The sequence below is a fragment of the Microcoleus sp. Pol8_D6 genome (assembly GCF_036700965.1).
Classification (GTDB): Bacteria; Cyanobacteriota; Cyanobacteriia; order Cyanobacteriales; family Microcoleaceae; genus Microcoleus.
Window position 1 is genome coordinate 43,788 of sequence record NZ_JAUBPW010000037.1, and the last position, 17,322, is coordinate 61,109.

Below are 17,322 nucleotides of genomic sequence, written 5' to 3' on the forward strand. Positions count from 1 at the left end.
GCGCCTAGGATTGCTCCGATATCTCTGTCTATAGCATAATCTTATTTGGTTGATCTGCAGCAGCCGTTCTGCCACAGGGCGATCGCGCCGAAGAGGCGATTAATCGCAGCCTCCGGAGTTTCCCTCAACAATTAGGTACTTTCAAGTCTTAGTTTTATTTACTCTGAGATTTTGAGCTCGCTTGCTATTTTTCTACCTGTCAGCAAATAAGTCTGCATTTCCCCTTTACCTTTAATCTGGATCTCGCCACGATCTTCAAATTCATATTTATCCTCGAGCAACTCATAAGTATAGTGGCTGACTTGAATGCGACCTGGTATGCCGTGAGATTCCATGCGGCTGGCTGTATTCACTGCATTTCCCCACAAATCGTAAATGAATTTTTTAGTGCCGATTACCCCCGCTACCACCGGCCCGCTATTAATCCCGATGCGGAGGTCAAATTTCGTATCTAGCTTCACATTTAATTCCTTAATTGCTGCTAGCATATCCAGCGCCATTTCGGCGATCGCCTCTGCGTGGTCTGGACGTTCAATGGGAATACCTGCTGCTACCATGTAAGCATCCCCGATCGTCTTGATTTTTTCTAAGCCGTGCTTCTCACTCAGTTGGTCAAAAGTTGAGAAAATTTCATTTAGTAAGTATACTAATTTAGTGGCGGACATGGTAGTAGAAATTTGGGTAAAATTCACCAAGTCAGCAAAAAGAATTGTTGCTTTTTCAAACTTGTCAGCTATCACCCCCGGTTTATACTTCAACCTGTGGGCGATCGGTTCGGGCAAAATATTTAACAGTAACCTTTCAGTTGTTTTCTGTTCTTTTCTGAGTGCAGATTCCATCTGCCTGCGCTTGGTTATGTCGTGAAAAAACACAGAAATGCCGTCGTAAGAAGGAAAAACCCGGACTTCCAACCACACTTTTAAGGGACGATAATATTTTTCAAAAGCCACTCCAATTTGTTTAGCGACAGCTTCATGATACTCTTTATAAAAATCCGAATTTGCGAATTCGGGAAACTCTTCCCAAAAATTTTTACCATAAAGTTCTTCCTGGGATCGCTTCAAAAATTGTGCTCCTTTGTAATTGACGTAAGTAAATCGCCACTGGGTGTCGAAAGCAAAAAAAGCATCGCTCATTCCTTCTAAAAAATTGACAATTTGCTCGTCGGTAGAACGGAGTTTTTCTTCTACTTGTTTGTTCCTGATCTGTGCCCGCTTTAATTTAGTCAGATTGATTCGCAACTCCATGTGGTTGATAATTTGCCGTCCTAAAGTCCGCAGCGCTTCTAGCTGTTCTGGGGCGAGATTACGAGGGATTGTATCTATCGCGCACAAAGTGCCAATCGGATAACCATCAGGAGTTACTAGCGGCGCGCCAGCATAAAACCGAATATTTGGATTGGAAGTTACTAGCGGATTGGCGGCAAAGCGATCGTCATCTAGAGCATTGGGTACAACTAGCAATTCGTTGGGATTTAAAATAGCGTGGGCGCAAAAAGCTGACTCTCTCGGAGTTTCGGGCGCTTCCAGACCCACTTTGGATTTAAACCACTGTCGGTTAGAATCTATTAAGCTTACTAAAGCAATAGGAGTGCCACAAATATAAGATGCTAAAGCTGTTAGATCATCAAAAGCGGCTTCGGCTTCTGTGTCGAGAATGTTGTAGCGGTGAAGTGCTTCTAGCCTCTCTTCTTCGTTGCTGGGCAAAGGTGCAGCTTGCATGGGAGGCCGCGAGGATATAGGTTTACGAACACTGCGTGGAAGTATTATTGCTGCGATTTTTCTGACTTGCGAGAGCACTTTTTTAACTAATATCAAAAGACTTGTTGGCCAATCTTTATTCATCTTTATTTATTGTTTTTCACCCCTGATGGAACTGCGTATGTGTGATCTAAGTAGGCTATACTTACGTATTTACCGCAACTAACTCCTCAATCTCCGGAGCTTTTGTGGGCAATTTCCCTGTCAATACTTCTCTACCGTCATTGATGACAAGTATATCATCTTCTATGCGTATCCCCCGCACATCTGCAAATTTTTCCAAATCCTCCCAATTAACAAAATCTTCATATTTGGCGAGGTTTTCTGGGTTATTTAAGATTGCCGGAACTTGATAAAATCCCGGTTCAATCGAGACCAGCATTCCGGGACGCAAAACTCGATTCAACCGCAAAAATCCCAACCCAAACCGACTGCTTCTGGTTCTTCCTTCTTCATAGCCAGCCAAATCGCCTAAATCTTCCATATCGTGAACATCCAAACCGATTAAATGTCCGATACCATGTACAAAAAACAGCGCGTGAGCATCCATCTCTACCAAATCTTCAACATTGCCGCGCAAGATGCCCAAATCAACTAATCCTTCCGCCATAATTCTAGCAGCTAACAGGTGAATATCTTGATATTCCACACCGGGACTAATTTTATCAATACACGCATCATGAACGGCCAAAACTACATCATAAATCGCTCTTTGAGTAGCTGAAAACTTGCCAGAAACCGGCCAAGTGCGAGTCACATCAGCCGCCCATCCCGTTGATGTTTCGGCACCAACATCTGCTAACAGCAAATCTCCGGTTTGTAGGGGATTGTGATAATGTTCGCTGTGCAGGACTTCTCCATGTACTGTAACGATACTGGGATAGGCATAGGTCATATTTTTGGAGATGATGACACTTTCCATTGCAGCACGCACCCCTGCTTCAATTTGAGCATTTCGAGTTGCCGCCATACCCGCTTTATGAGCTTCTACAGTAACAGCGGCAGCTTGACGCAATTCGACCAAACTGGCTGCGTCGTGGCTCAGGCGCAGAGATACGATCGCCTTGGTTAATTCTAGGTCGATTCCGGTTGACGAATTGGGCAGTGCCAGAGGGCGATCTAGAATTTGAGACTGTTGCAACTGAGTCCAAGAATCCTGAACTGCGATCGTTGCTGCATTTGTAGATCGCGATTTCAATGCGGCCATTGGGAAAGCAGCATCAGCCCCAATTAGTTCGGCAATTTCTGCTCTTTTCGGCATTTCTCCGTGCCAAAGCGTGCTGCTAGCAGGTGCGTCATCTAAGAACAATTCTAATTTGCCCGATTCTAAGCGAATGGCAGCATTTTCTAAGGGCAAACCAGCAAAATATAAAAAGTGACTGCTGGCACGAAATGGATAAGTAAGTGCCGGATAATTGCGAGGAATGCTGCGCCCCGACCATAAAATTACCGGAAAATTAATTAAACTAGCCAGTTTTTGCCGCCGTTGCTGTAAAGTATTAGTTAACAAATCATCACCTTGTGTAATTTTCATGGGTAAAAACCTATAATTTTGAGTTGGGTTTGCAGTCAGCCACAAGTTTTTGCATTCTCAGCATTAAAGAACTAAAATTCGGACTGCCAACTTGGCAGGCATTTTTGATAAAATCCTCATCGGTCACTTCTTTTTTGCTAGCATTTATAGGCTGTCTTTTTTATAGTATTTCTCGTCATCGCCGGGATGATTTGATTTGGTTAAGCAGTAAGCCTGATCCTCACTCAGTAAAAACAGGCTGAAAGTGCTACTCTGCAAGCAATTAGCAGAAATGTCACAACACCCGCAATTAGTCAAATTCCTTGGTCTGGTTTTTGTTGATTGGGTGACGTGAGCGACATCCTCTATTGACTGTTTGATATATGAGACTTTAAAGTATAAGTAAAATTAACTGAAAAAACATGAAAATTTCTCATAAAGCTCCTCAAACTTGTGTGCAAGTACGCGACTGGCCGATCTCACATTTACCGGGATTGAGCAAGGAAAACCAATCTCAACTGGAAGAGTGCAGCATCACCACAACCGGACAACTAATTCGCATGACGAAAACGCAGGCGGCGAAAGTGTTGCTAGCCCATCAATTACAGATTAACATTCAATATGTTAATAAATGGGTAGCGATGGCAAATTTAGCTCGAATTCCGAGTGTAGGCTGTCAGTATTGCGGGCTGTTACTGCACGCGGGTGTTGCTTCGCCGGCTCAATTGGCTCAAATGCCCGTGGAGAGATTACACCAACAAGTTTTAAGGCTGCACGTAGCGACAATGCAGCGCAATGACTTGACTCCTTCAGTCGATCGCGTGCAAAAATGGGTTCAACAAGCTAGATTAGTCAGTAGTCAGTAGTCAGTAGTCAGTAGTCAGTTGTTAGTTGTTATTAGCCAACAGTCAGCAGTCAACAGTCATTATGTCAATTCAAGTTTACGGAATCCCCAATTGCGGAACCTGCAAAAAAGCTTTCCAGTGGCTCAAAGATAGCGATGTTAATTACGAGTTCATTAACACTAAAGAACAGCCACCTACTCGCGAAACAATTCAAAGCTGGGTAGCTGCTTTGGGTTTTCAACCCATGCGAAATACTTCTGGTCAATCTTACCGCGCTTTGGGCGATGACAAGAAAGATTGGACTAGCGAACAGTGGGTAGAGGCTTTTGCTAAGGATGCTATGCTGCTGAAACGTCCTCTTTTCGTTAAAGATGGAACGGCTGTTTTAGTAGGTTTCAAAGAAGACGCAATTAGAGAAAAACTGGAGCTTTCAACAACCTGAGTTCAGCCTGTTGTTCGCCGCAAAAACTTAAGTTCGCCCATATCATCAGTGAAACCCCAACGCTCGTAAAACGGCATCATGTTCGGCAAACAATTAAGATAAAAATGCTCGACAGCTTGCAGTTGGGGATGACTTAAAACTGCATCCATCAACTTCGCACCCAGTCCCATCTTTCTGTGTGTCGGCTTGATGATGACATCAAAAATCATGGCTCTGTAGACAAAATCGGTAATGACGCGGGAAATGCCAATTAGTCGATCGCACTCATCGACAAAACCAATGGTAACATCAGTAGAAGCCAGCATTTTCACCACATCTTCCCGCGTCCGCTTGTCGCTCCAAAACTCGTTTTTGTACAAATCCATCAAGTCGGAAACCTGGCTTTCGGTCAAAGTTTCGACAATTCGGTAGTTATCCATATCTTCCCTCATAAAAATTAGAAGACTAAAGTCCTTACCACCAACCAAATTATTATTGTTTTACTGTTACCAAGCTAGACATTGCATCACCCCATAGCATGAATTTTACTGCTGCACTTCCGTTTCCTGGCTTTCAAATACCACTTTGGCATAAATCTCGCTCATCGACATTTGCACTCCCAAGGAAGCAAAAGAAACTGTTGCTGTCTCTCCCTCATATTCCCGAAATAACCATTCATTCGATTCTGTTTTAATATATTGTGCCACTAAAAACTCAGATTGATTGACTAACACATATTCACAGAATTCAGGGATAGATCGATAAAACCGAAACTTATCCTCTCGATCAAAATCTTTGGTAGACTTAGAAAGCACTTCCACGATGAGCATCGGATTGAGGATCTCATCACTGCGCCCCTCGGTAAAAACTGGCTCCCCTTCAATCACCATCACATCCGGGTAAGTTCCCCGTCGATACCGAGGAATCCACAACCGCAAATCGTTGTGAAAAAGCTCATAGGGCTGCCCCTCAAGCAAATTTCCCAAGACTCTACTCAAATTTCGGATAATCCGGCTGTGATTAATACTGCCACCACTCATTTGTACAATTTCTCCATCCCGGTATTCATTTCTAAACTCAGCAGTTTCCTCTAAGTCCCGGTACTCATCTGGAGTATAAAACTTTTCCTTACTTTGTACTAACATTGTTGCCTCTGTACTAACTTTTATCTGCGTTAATCTGCGTTAATCTGCCTACATCTGGGTTAAAAATCATAATTAACAGTATATCACAACAAAAAAGAAACGCCCAACTTCAAAGAGTCAGGCGTTTTCCACTATTTCAAAACCAGGAAAAATTAATCCCGGCGAGACACCAAATTCGATTCTATTTTCGCACCCGCAACAGGTTGCACATGACTCAATGCCGACTGCAAGATGGGAGTTTTGGTAATAGCATCATTTGCCAAATTAAACAAAGGATTCGATAAAACTCCCGCCAAAGTTGTCGCAATTAAAGTGAGTACAACGCTGACTTGCAAAGGCCGCATTCCCTGAAGGTTCCAGCGAACTTCGGGATAATTTTTTACCGCGTCTGACATTTCTTGAGGTTCTTTTACTACCATCATCTTGACAACGCGGATGTAGTAGTAAATCGAAACTACGCTGGTAATTAATCCCAGAATAACTAGGCCGTAAAGTCCTGCTTGCCAGCCGGCCCAGAACAGATAGATTTTGCCGAAAAATCCAGCCAGGGGCGGAATTCCACCGAGAGAAAGCAGGCAAATACTTAAGGCCAAAGTTAACAGCGGGTCTTTTTGGTACAAACCTGAGTATTCGCTAATTTGGTCGGTTCCAGTCCGCAGCGAGAACAGGATGATGCAGGCGAAAGCACCCAAGTTCATAAACAGGTAAACCAACAGATAAAATATCATGCTGGAGTAACCGGCTTCTGTTCCTGCAATCAAACCCAGCATCACAAAACCGGCTTGGGCGATCGACGAATAAGCCAAAAGCCGCTTCATGCTAGTCTGGGCGAGGGCAACCACATTTCCTAACACCATGCTGAGAATGGCTAAGGCCGTGAATACGAAGTGCCACTGTTCGATAAGTGCGGGGAAAGCAGTTGTTAACAAGCGGATTGCTAGGGCAAAACCTGCTGCTTTGGAACCGACAGAAAGAAAGGCAACAACGGGTGTAGGAGAACCTTCGTAAACGTCAGGAGTCCACTGGTGGAAAGGAACCGCAGAGATTTTGAAGGCGATGCCGGCGATCGCAAAAACCAAAGCAATCACCAAACCGAGAGATTGACCTTCATTCACAGTAGAAAGGTTAGCCGCGATCGCACTTAACTGAGTTTCGCCGCCCGACAACCCGTACAGCAGCGAAAGCCCGTAGAGAAACACTGCCGAAGAAGAAGCCCCAATTAACAAATATTTCAAAGCAGCTTCATTGGAACGCGGGTCGCGTTTTGTGTAACCCGTCAGCAAATAAGACGAGATACTCAGAGTTTCCAACGAAATAAAAATCATCACCAATTCATCAGCGCCGCTGAGGAACATTCCCCCCAAAGTAGCGGTGAGTAAAATGCCGATGAATTCCGCTAAAGCAGTACCAGTTTGCAGTACATAGCGGACGGATATCAAAATAGTGACAGCCGCAGTCAAAGCGATAATGCCACGAAACACTAAACTCAAGGCATCGCTGTTAAAACCGCCTAGAAACGAGATGGTATCAACGTTATCCCACTGCAAACACAAGGCAGCGACGGCGGCCAACAAACCCGCAACGGCAACGTAGGGAGTCCAACCCGAGGAACTGCGGCCTACGATTAAATCGCCGACGAGAACCACCAAGAGGGTGATGATGACAATTCCCTCTGGCAAGATAGTTCCAGCATTTAGCTGGGCAGCAAGAGTAGCAAAATCCATATTTTCAGGCAGGTTGGGTAGTACAAGCCGCAAAGGCTGTAATGGGCTGTGAACTTGTAAAAATTCTTTACCAAACACAGATTGTAGCGGATTACAGCTTCGCGATCCCAATTGGGTGGGTGTTTGTTGCCGAAGAGTTGATACTCGGTAGCGGTTTTGCATACATGGGCGGGCATTGTAGAGATTGCCGGCTGATGTCACCTGCGCCGAGAGTCGCGATCGACCTTAACTGCCACAATGTAGAAAGTTCAACCAGAATTCGGCATGACTGAGTCGCTAAGTGCCTACAAACCGCAGATTCTCAATGACTTCAACAACCGCCTCGACTACGAGATTAAATTTTACTAACCAAGCTGCAACTTGGTTAGTAAAATTGGCAAAAGTGCGATACGGCCAGCAAGTTCTAGATATAGCCACCGGAACAGGTTTAGCGGCGATTGCGGAGAATGCACTTAGGTCGATCGGGTTCCAGAAAATATCAGTCGCCTTTTCTACACCAGGAATGCTATAGCTAGTATGTATAAACTACTCAATTACATCTGTATATTTATTATTACCTGCTGGCTGCTGTTTGCTTGTCAGTCTTCGCAACCTTTAAAAGTAAAACTTCCTCCCCTAAAAGTATCTTGTGTTCCTTTTGTTGGCTATACACCTCTCATCATTGCTCAAGAGAAAGGATTCTTCAAAGCGCAAGGGGTAGACGTGGAACTCAGCTATATAGAGGACTCACAATTGCTTTTCGCGGATTTCAGTGCAGGGAAGTATGATGCGATCGCATTGACCTTGGGCGATTTTGTGATTTTGAGTGCCACAGATCCTGATATGCAAGCTGTGATGGTTGTGGATGAATCGACAGGGGCAGATGTGGTAGTCGCGCAATCAGAGATTAAAACAATCCCTAACTTGAAAGGAAAAAAGCTTGGTGCAAATCTAGGCGACTTTAGCGAGTTTTTCGTTACTGAGATGTTGAAAACCTCTAAGCTGACAAGCGAGGATGTTAGACTGGTTAAAGTCGAGGCTTTTGAAGTTCCCAATCGCTTACAAAACAATGCTATCCAAGCAGGACACACTTGGGAACCGTATCTTTCTGAAGCATTAAAATTAGGGGCGCATGTCCTGTTTACAAGCAAACAAACCCCAGGCTTAATTTTGGATTTGGTAGCGTTTCGGGGTGAGGTCATACGCGATCGCCCCGAAGATATTCGCGCCTTTGTGCGAGGCTGGCTTCAAGGCTTGTCATATTGGGAAGCAAATATTCCCGAAGGAAACGAGATCCTGAGTAAAGCGTTGAATATTCCCATCAAGACAATTTCTTTCGAGGGAATAGACCTCACTGACATTGCAGAAAATCAAAAGTTATTTCAATCAGACAGTCCTAATTATATCTACAAAACCGCCCAGAAATATGCGGACTTTTTTATTAGCGCTGGCAATGTGACGCGCCTTCCCAATCTAGAAACCTTGTTCAATTCTTCTTTTTTAACCCCCCCTCCTAGTCTGAAACCATGAAGCGCTCCTTTTTCACCAGCCTCTTTATTATTACCTGCTGGCTGCTGTTTGCTTGTCATTTTTCGGAACCTCTAAAAGTAAAACGTCCTCCCCTGAAAGTAAGTTTTGTCCCTTTTATTGGCTATATACCTGTCACCATTGCTCAAGAGAAAGGATTCTTCAAAGCGCAAGGGATAGACGTGGAACTGAGCAATGTAGACTACTCAATGCAACAGGCGGATTTCAGTGCAGGGAAGTACGATGGGATCGGATTGCCCTTGGGCAATTTGATTATATTGAGTGCCACAAATCCTGATATACAAGCTGTGATGGTTGTGGATGAATCGACAGGTGCAGATGTGGTAGTCGCTGAATCGCATATTAAAACAATTCTTAACTTGAAAGGAAAAAAGCTTGGTGCAAATCTAGGCAGCTTTAGCGAAGTCTTCGTTACTGAGATGTTGAAAACCTCTAAGCTGACGAGCGATGATGTTAGCCTGGTTAAAGTCGATGCTTTAGAAGTTCCAGATCGCCTACAAAACAAGGCTATCCAAGCAGGGCACACTTGGGAACCGTATCTTTCTGAATCATTAAAATTAGGAGCAAAAATTTTGTTTACAAGCAAACAAACCCCAGGCTTAATTTTGGATTTGGTCGCGTTTCGGGGTGAGGTGATACGTGATCGCCCCGAAGATATTCGCGCCTTTGTGCGAGGCTGGCTTCAAGCCTTGTCTTATTGGGAAACAAATATTCCCGAAGGAAACGAGATCGCGAGCAAAGTGTTGAATATTCCCAGCAACAAAATTTCTTTCGAGGGAATAGACCTCACTGACTTTGCAGAAAATCAAAACTTATTTCAATCAGACAACCCTAATTATATCTACAAAAACGCCAAGAAATATGCGGACTTTTTTATTCGCGCTGGCAATGTGACGCGCCTTCCCAATCTAGAAACCTTGTTCAATTCTTCTTTCTTAACTCCCCCTGCTAGCCTGAAACCATGAAGCGCTCCTTTTTCAACAGTATTCGTACAAAGTTAATCGTGTCGTTTCTCGTCGTTGCTCTGATTCCGTTGCTGTTGTTAGCATTTATCAACAAGCAGACAACTGAAAAGGCATTGACCGACAACGCACAACAAGCCCTATCTGCGGCGGCTAACGAAACCGCTTACAGAATAGATGGGTTTATCGATGGGAATCTCAATGCCGTGCGCGTAGAAGCGCTTTTACCAGGTTTGGCCGCCTATCTGAGCCTACCTCCAGAACGGCGAAATGGTAGTCCCCAAGAGAGGTTAGCGACTGAAACCTTAACCAGGCTCAGTCGCAAAGATATGCTTAATATTATCTCCTATGCCTTGCTCGACTTAAATGGACGGAATGTACTAGATACGAATACACCGGATGTTGGACGAGAGGAATCCGACCAAGATTACTTCCAAGAACCGCTCAAAACTCAACTATCTTTTGTTTCTAGTATTAGGCAATCGCCGACAATTCCCAACCTCGTTACGCTCTTCTTTAGCAGTCCTGTTCGCGATGCAAGGGGAAATATATTGGGTGTATTGCGGGTGACATACAATGCCACATCTGTCCAGCAGTTGGTGAGTCGGGAAACTGAGCGTGCAGGTGCGAAATCGTTAGCCGTTCTTTTAGATGAGAACTATATCTATCTGGCACATAGCACTACACATGAACTTCTTTTCAAATCAATTGTGCCTTTGTCACCCAATGTTGTAGCGAAACTGCAACGCGAAGGGCGTTTGCCCAAGACTTTAACGAAAGAACTTGCAATCAATTTGCCCGACCTCAAGCAAGTATTAGACACTAAGCAGCCCTATCTAACCACACGATTGTCAGCTACGGGTAATAATGAGTTGAGCCTTTTAGCGATCGCCCGCCTGAAATATAAACCTTGGTCAGTTCTTTTCGCACAACCCATTGCCGTTGCCCTAGCACCTGTAGAAAAACAAATACAGGATGCACTTCTTTTATTAGCAATCATCGCCACAATTGTAACTATCATCGCTTTGGCGATCGCACAACTATTAACCAAGCCTCTGATTTACCTCACCCAAGCGGTTGCCCAGTTTACGGCGGGTCACTTAGATATGCGTGTGAAGATGCGATCGCGAGACGAAATTGGTCTGCTAGCACGATCCTTCAACAGCATGGCGAGGCAAATCCAAGAATCCTTTGAAACCCTCGAAGACAAAGTTAAAGAACGAACAGCAGAACTCGCTAATGCTAATCAGGAAATCATTACCCTCAACGAAAAACTCAAAGTAGACAACCTCCGTTTAGGTGCAGAAGTGAATGTGGCGCGTCAGATCCAGCAAATGATTTTGCCCAACCCTCATGAACTGGAAATTGACGGACTAGATATCGCCGGATACATGGAACCCGCCGATGAAGTAGGAGGGGACTACTACGACGTGCTACAGATCGATGGTGTTGTCACACTGGCGATCGGTGATGTCACCGGACACGGCCTCGAAAGCGGCATTCTCATGCTGATGGCGCAAACCTCAGTTCGCACCCTGCAAGAGATTCGTGGACTAGATCCAGTTCGATTCCTGGATGTACTCAACCGTACCCTCTACAAAAACGTGCAGCGCATGAATTCTGAGAAAAGTCTGACGCTGGCGATTTTGAACTACTCCGAAGGACGGATCAGCATCAGCGGTCAGCATGAAGAAACGCTAGTGGTGCGAAAAAATGGAGAGGTTGAGCGCATCGATACGATGGAGTTAGGCTTCCCGATCGCTTTAGATGATGATATCGCAGACTTCATCAGTCACGTCCTGATTGAGCTAGAACCTGGAGATGGCGTGGTGCTTTATACTGATGGGATTCCAGAAGCCTATAACATCCGCAAAAAGCAGTATGGACTAAAGCAATTGTGTCAAGTAATTAGTCAAAATTGGCACAAGTCTGCAGCAGGAGTTAAGGATGCGGTGATTGTAGATGTGCGGCAACATATTGGTAAGCAGAAAGTGTTAGATGATATTACGTTGCTAGTCTTTAAGCGGCAGGCTGACGTTACTGAAAAGGGAAATTTAGTTAATAATAATATTATACCAAATGAAATCCTAAAATGAAGAACCAAGTTTGAGGAATTCTTTATAAAAGTAAGCTACTAAGAAAGAATTTATTTAACAGCAGACGAGTTAAAAATATTTTTTTCAGAGCAGCTAACTCTACCTAATAAAGAAAAAATTTAGGCACTTTATGGGTTAAAAACTTGAGCGATTCAAAGCCTTACAGATGTAGCTGAACGTTTAGGTGTACATAGAATTACTGTACATAGATGCTTAAAACAATATAGTGATCGCGATCTGTCAGATAAGTGATGCCAAATAATAAAAATGTAGGCACACTATCTATTAGCCTTAATCTATCTTACGTTTTTTTAGGTGGAGCTACTTAGAAAATGGTTTTGGAACTGCAACGGTGGTAACACGGACATTCGGATCGAGGGCGTCACCTTGAGAGTAAATATAATCAAATGCCGATCGATCTTTAAGCATATTTGCCCGCAAAAATAGCGCGCTCCAACGGGCGATCGTTTCAATACCCACGGATCGCTCTAAGGTAGCAGTATTGCGATCAAGGTTCGCACCAGGGGGGTTATTAACATTGGTAATGCCGAAGTGATTTGCACCCATAACAGTAATCAAAGCTTTGGGTGGTGTTTGAATTTGGTCAAAGGTGCTTTGAGATCGATCGGGCAGGGCGACACCATCGATATCGCCTTGAATCAACGCCACTGCAATGCCATCATTAGGGATGGGTACAAATTCATTAGCAATGGGATTCCGCAAGTTAGCTCCAAAAAATGCACCCGCTAATAATTCTTTCGGGCGCGTAAATGGCTCTTGACACAAATACAGTTCTGGGAGGCATTTATTAGCAATCACGGATAACCCCACTGCACCACCAAAAGAATGACCTAATAAACCAAGGCGCTGCGTATCGATAACAGACGCGATCGGAGATGTGGGCTTTGTGTTTTCGATCGCCATTTGCGACAAAACCGCCGCAATTTGCGAAGTTTCAGACGCCAAATTAGGGGGTGAACTGGGATTGAAGGGCGAAGGGCGCAAATGGTTCGGAACAACTACCACAAAGCCGTACCGCGCCACGTGGCTAGCGTAATCTGAATAAAATGATTTATCTACAAGCGCACCTTGCAATAAAAGTACAATGGGGAAAGAGTAATTACCCGAATTAAGATCCGATGGTTTAGGATAATAAATGTCAGCTAAATCGTTATTAGCAGATATCGTCGTACTGTAAAAGCTAGTTTCTTTAAATGGCGGTGCATAATCGATTGTTGTGGCAAAGACTTTGCTAGCAAGGACAACAAACGCAGCAATTGCACAAACAATTGCTAGGGTTTTTGCCGAAAAACAATGAGGGTAGAAATTCATCATTATTTTGGGTTTGAGAGTGCGTGCATAAGCTACGGAAAAAAAACAAGTCGGCGAGCTTTGGGAATTTAAGGAGCGTTGCCGAAAAATGTTTCGGACTCTGTGACTAAGAGTATCAAATTGTGATTAATAGAAATTTGTGTAAAACTTGCAAATAAACTGACTCATAAATAAACACGATTCCTAATTTTACACCCTTTTTAACTACTTGAATTTTAGTGTGGCTTATAACCCGACCCAATCTTCTTTAGCAAAACATTTTTTAGAGTATTGAATCGGAATTTCGATGGCTAATATCGCTCCTTGATCCGGTATCGAAAAACAACGGAGTTGCCCGCCGTGGTCGTCCACTACAATAGCATAGCTAATCGATAACCCCAAGCCCTTTCCTTTGCCTACTTCCTTCGTTGTAAAAAATGGCTCAAATATGCGTTGTTGAATATCTTCGGTTATGCCCGGCCCATTATCAGTAATATAAATACCCACTAGAAAATCGGAGAGTAACTTCGTGCAAATAGTGATAGTAGGGATTGGGCTGTTATCATCTGCCTCTTTGGTCCAACTTTTTTGTGACTGCAACGCTTCAATCGCATTGGTCAGGATGTTCATAAAAACCTGATTCATTTGCCCTGCGTAGCATTCTATCTTTGGCAGATCCTCATACTCTTTTACCACTTTAATTATCCTTTGGTCTGCTTGATCTTTCAGCCGATGCTGCAAAATCATCAGCGTACTTTCAAGCCCTTCATGGATATCCACCGCTTTCAACTCAGCTTCATCGAGTCGGGAAAAATTCCGCAGCAATTGCACTATTTCTCCGATTCTGTCAGCTCCTATGCTCATAGAAGCAATTAGCTTCGGCAAGTCATTCCTGAGAAAAGTGAAATCGATTGCCTCCAGTTGTTCCTGGATAGCGGCTGTGGGATTGGGAAAATCTTCTGCGTAAAGTTGCACCAGCCTCAGCAAATCTTCAGTGTACTCCCTTACGGGCGAGAGGTTCCCTTTAATGAAGCTAATCGGGTTGTTAATTTCGTGAGCTACCCCTGCTACGACATTCCCTAAACTTGACATTTTCTCGCTTTGGATGAGTTGAGCTTGTGCATTTTGTAACTGTTGTAGAGCCAGCTCTAGTTGTTGGGATTTCTTCCGCTCTTTAGCCTCAGACTCGTGTAATCGCGCATTTTGCTCGTACAATTTTTTTTGCAAACGCTGAATAGTTAGTTGATTTTCGACACGAGCTAAAACTTCTTCTAAATGAAATGGCTTGGTGATGTAGTCTACTCCTCCCACAGCAAATGCTTTGACTTTATCCAAAACTCGATCTAGGGCGCTCAAGAAAATAACTGGAATACCCGAAGTTCTGCCATCCGCTTTTAAATGTTGGCAAACTTCATAGCCGTTCATCTGGGGCATCGTGATGTCCAGTAAAATCAAATCTGGCGGGGTGGAACGCGCTGCTTTTAATGCCATTTCCCCGTTGATTACCCCCCTAACTTTATATCCTTTGTCGCTCAACATAGTCGATAAAAGACGCAGGTTGTCGGGGGTATCGTCAACCACTAAAAGATTGGCAACATGAGATGCTAACTGCTGGCTGTTCATGGGATAATTTGTTCGGTTAAGTCAGTAATTTTATCAAATCGAAAATTATGAATCCAATCGGTGATAATCTCCGCCGAAAAAGTATCGGATTCAGGGATTGTGGAGACTAAACTTAAAATCAAGCCGGCATCAGCATCGATAGCTCCATGATGTAACTGTCTCACCCAATCCGTAGGCATTGTCGCCAAAGTTGTCCTTAAAGTTTCAGTTTTTTCTCCTTCTTTTACACTCAAGTCTTGACCCTCAAGCTGAGATAATGTAAAGTTCGGTAAATCTTCATAAATATACTGTACCCCTAAATGTTCAGCCATTTTGGCAAAAATAACTTCTTCTTGGAAAGGCTTGCTCACAAAATCGTCACAGCCTGATGATAAAACAATGGCTCGCTCTTCCTCAAAAGCGCTAGCGGTCAACGCAACAATCGGGGTAGCCTCATCTTGAATCTTGGCTTTAATTTGTCTGGTAGCCTCATACCCGTCTATCACAGGCATTTGCATATCCATCCAAATTAGGTGAGGTTTCCAAGTTTCCCAGATTGTAATAGCTTCTTGACCATTTTCCGCTTCGCGCACCTCCAAACCAAGCGGTTCGAGAAGATTAACCAATAGCAAACGGCTCTCCCATTTATCATCAACCACCAAGATTCGATATGAGGGTTGGTTGGGTTCTAAACCAATTACCCGCCTTCTTGATTGTCGAGGTTGAACTTCAGCCATCTCAGGGGAGCTAATGTGGATATCAAAACTAAAAATTGTTCCTCGATTCAAGGTACTGCTGACGGTAATATCTCCTCCCATCAGTTGTACGAATTGTCGGCTGATAGGTAAACCCAAGCCAGTTCCTTCTTGAGATTTCCGACCCGCGTCAGTTTGTACAAAAGCCTTAAATAGAGAGCCTATCTCAGTAGGAGCAATGCCGTGACCAGTGTCTTCCACTTCAAACGTAATAGTCCGTGGTTCGTTGTCTGTTGGGGACTTTTGTTTCTCAATTGCTGTAACCCGAAGTGTCACACTTCCCTTCGTAGTAAACTTGATCGCATTTCCTAGTAGATTAATTAAGACTTGACGCAATTTGCTTTCGTCAGTTTTTACATACTGAGGAATATTAGAATTGATGTGCCAACTGAGCTGTAAATCTTTAGAATCAGCTTTGAGTTTGAGCATTTCTTCGAGAGAATGGAGCAAATGATACAGGTCAAAGCTAGTAGGATTTAATGTAATCCGACCTGCCTCGATTTTAGACATTTCCAGAACGTCATTAATCAGCGTCAGCAAATGCTCGCCAGAACGACTAATGATGGCGATCTGTTCCTGCTGTATGTGAGAAAGGGATCGGTCGCGTCCCAGCACTTGGGTAAAGCCGAGAATTGCATTGAGGGGAGTTCGCAATTCGTGACTCATTTTTGATAAAAATTCGCTTTTAGCCTTGTTAGCCGCATCTGCAACTTCTTTGGCTTGTTGTAAGGCTGCCTCTGCTTTTTTGTCCTCCGTAATATCGCTGGCTGTGCCAGTTATTCCTAGAATATTTCCCTCGGAATCCCGCACTACAAGTGAATTAAACCGGAGATTGATAGGTCTACTATCTTTAGCTAATTGTATGGTTTCATACTGAAATACTGACTCTCCATTCAGCATACGTTGGAATATCTCGTTATCTTTGGGAAGTTGTTCAGGTATCTGAAACTCACTGAATTTTCGCCCTATCATTTCTTCAGGGCTGTAGCCAAAAATCTGTTGGACGGCAGCGTTGACGAAGGTATAACGCCCTTCAACATCAACTGACCAAATCATATCCTGCGATGTTTCAACTAAATCACGGTATTTAGCCTCGCTTTCTTTGAGCGCTTCTTCTGCCCTTTGACGATCGGTAATGTCGTTAGTGACTAAGAGAATACACGCTTCTCCACCCAGCTCAATAATATCTGCTGATACCAGCATCTTCCTCACTTCGCCTGATGAAGTACGACAATCGAATTCCTGATTGCGAACCACTCCTGATTCTTGCAATAGTTGTCTGTATCTGTCACGTTCTTCTAAATTAACCCAAAGATTCAAATCCCTTGCTGTAAAACCAATTACCTGTTCGCGATAGTAACTAAAAGTGCTGAGGAAACTGTCGTTCACTTCGATGTAGCGTCCATCTGCGAATCGGGCGATCGCGATCGGGTTAGGACTGGAACGAAAGGCTGTAGAAAACTTTTCCTCAGACTGGCCCAAGGCTATTTCTGTTTGCATTCTGACAGCCATTTCCTGTTCCAATTCTTGCGTTCTTTCTATAACCTTACGTTCCAGCGTTCGCGAGTATTCCCCTAATTGCTCGTAAAGTTGAGCATTCTCAATAGAAATAGCAATTTGTGCAGATAAAAGTTTTAACAATTCTAGGCGATCGGTAGTAA

15 protein-coding genes are annotated in these 17,322 nt (G+C 43.8%); 7 read left to right on the forward strand and 8 right to left on the reverse strand.

What is annotated here, in order from left to right:
- Positions 1 to 158: 158 nt before the first annotated feature.
- Together QUA10_RS16245 and QUA10_RS16250 are read right to left on the reverse strand one after the other, a co-directional pair.
- Positions 159 to 1,721 carry an adenylate/guanylate cyclase domain-containing protein gene (locus QUA10_RS16245; protein ID WP_333084829.1) on the reverse strand — a complete coding sequence of 521 codons (1,563 nt, stop codon included), beginning with the start codon at positions 1,719 to 1,721 and terminating at the stop codon, positions 159 to 161.
- A 184-nt stretch (positions 1,722 to 1,905) separates the two neighbouring features.
- Positions 1,906 to 3,294, reverse strand: a complete 1,389-nt coding sequence (locus QUA10_RS16250; RefSeq protein ID WP_333084828.1) for an aminopeptidase P family protein — start codon at positions 3,292 to 3,294, stop codon at positions 1,906 to 1,908.
- A gap of 401 nt (positions 3,295 to 3,695) precedes the next feature.
- Between QUA10_RS16250 and QUA10_RS16255 the strand changes: the two genes are divergently transcribed.
- Both QUA10_RS16255 and QUA10_RS16260 read left to right on the forward strand, forming a co-directional pair.
- Positions 3,696 to 4,139 (forward strand): DUF4332 domain-containing protein, encoded by a 444-nt coding sequence (locus QUA10_RS16255; RefSeq protein ID WP_333084827.1) that lies wholly within the window; start codon positions 3,696 to 3,698, stop codon positions 4,137 to 4,139.
- 61 nt (positions 4,140 to 4,200) lie between these two features.
- Positions 4,201 to 4,560, forward strand: a complete 360-nt coding sequence (locus tag QUA10_RS16260) for a Spx/MgsR family RNA polymerase-binding regulatory protein (RefSeq protein WP_333084826.1) — start codon at positions 4,201 to 4,203, stop codon at positions 4,558 to 4,560.
- 2 nt (positions 4,561 to 4,562) lie between these two features.
- Here QUA10_RS16260 and QUA10_RS16265 read toward each other — a convergent pair whose 3' ends face one another.
- The 3 genes from QUA10_RS16265 to QUA10_RS16275 form a co-directional block, all read right to left on the reverse strand.
- A complete protein-coding gene (locus tag QUA10_RS16265) occupies positions 4,563 to 4,979 on the reverse strand; it encodes a GNAT family N-acetyltransferase (protein WP_333084825.1) in 417 nt (138 codons plus the stop codon).
- 105 nt (positions 4,980 to 5,084) lie between these two features.
- Positions 5,085 to 5,684 (reverse strand): Uma2 family endonuclease, encoded by a 600-nt coding sequence (locus QUA10_RS16270; RefSeq protein ID WP_333084824.1) that lies wholly within the window; start codon positions 5,682 to 5,684, stop codon positions 5,085 to 5,087.
- Positions 5,685 to 5,836: 152 nt separating this feature from the next.
- Complete coding sequence (locus tag QUA10_RS16275; protein WP_333084823.1) at positions 5,837 to 7,408, reverse strand: NAD(P)H-quinone oxidoreductase subunit N; 1,572 nt, start codon at positions 7,406 to 7,408, stop codon at positions 5,837 to 5,839.
- 41 nt (positions 7,409 to 7,449) lie between these two features.
- Here QUA10_RS16275 and QUA10_RS16280 point away from each other — a divergent pair, with 41 nt between their 5' ends.
- From QUA10_RS16280 to QUA10_RS16300, 5 genes are read left to right on the forward strand one after another with little or no spacing between them, the layout of a single operon-like run.
- Entirely contained in the window at positions 7,450 to 7,680 is a 231-nt protein-coding gene (locus QUA10_RS16280) for a hypothetical protein (RefSeq protein ID WP_333084822.1), read from the forward strand.
- A 32-nt stretch (positions 7,681 to 7,712) separates the two neighbouring features.
- Entirely contained in the window at positions 7,713 to 7,919 is a 207-nt protein-coding gene (locus QUA10_RS16285; protein WP_333084821.1) for a hypothetical protein, read from the forward strand.
- Positions 7,920 to 7,924: 5 nt separating this feature from the next.
- Positions 7,925 to 8,917 carry an ABC transporter substrate-binding protein gene (locus QUA10_RS16290; RefSeq protein WP_333084820.1) on the forward strand — a complete coding sequence of 331 codons (993 nt, stop codon included), beginning with the start codon at positions 7,925 to 7,927 and terminating at the stop codon, positions 8,915 to 8,917.
- Positions 8,914 to 9,900 (forward strand): ABC transporter substrate-binding protein, encoded by a 987-nt coding sequence (locus tag QUA10_RS16295; RefSeq protein ID WP_333084819.1) that lies wholly within the window; start codon positions 8,914 to 8,916, stop codon positions 9,898 to 9,900. Before QUA10_RS16290 ends, QUA10_RS16295 begins: the two co-directional genes overlap by 4 nt.
- A complete protein-coding gene (locus QUA10_RS16300; protein WP_333084818.1) occupies positions 9,897 to 11,993 on the forward strand; it encodes a SpoIIE family protein phosphatase in 2,097 nt (698 codons plus the stop codon). Before QUA10_RS16295 ends, QUA10_RS16300 begins: the two co-directional genes overlap by 4 nt.
- Before the next feature lie 321 nt (positions 11,994 to 12,314).
- Here the strand turns inward: QUA10_RS16300 and QUA10_RS16305 are convergent, their stop codons facing one another.
- The 3 genes from QUA10_RS16305 to QUA10_RS16315 all read right to left on the reverse strand — a co-directional run.
- Positions 12,315 to 13,328, reverse strand: coding sequence for a poly(ethylene terephthalate) hydrolase family protein (locus QUA10_RS16305; protein ID WP_333084817.1), 1,014 nt, complete (start codon positions 13,326 to 13,328; stop codon positions 12,315 to 12,317).
- A 222-nt stretch (positions 13,329 to 13,550) separates the two neighbouring features.
- Entirely contained in the window at positions 13,551 to 14,927 is a 1,377-nt protein-coding gene (locus tag QUA10_RS16310; protein WP_333084816.1) for a response regulator, read from the reverse strand.
- Positions 14,924 to 17,322: PAS domain S-box protein (locus QUA10_RS16315; protein ID WP_333084815.1), on the reverse strand; the 2,399-nt coding region annotated here is incomplete at its 5' end. The genes QUA10_RS16310 and QUA10_RS16315, both read right to left, overlap by 4 nt.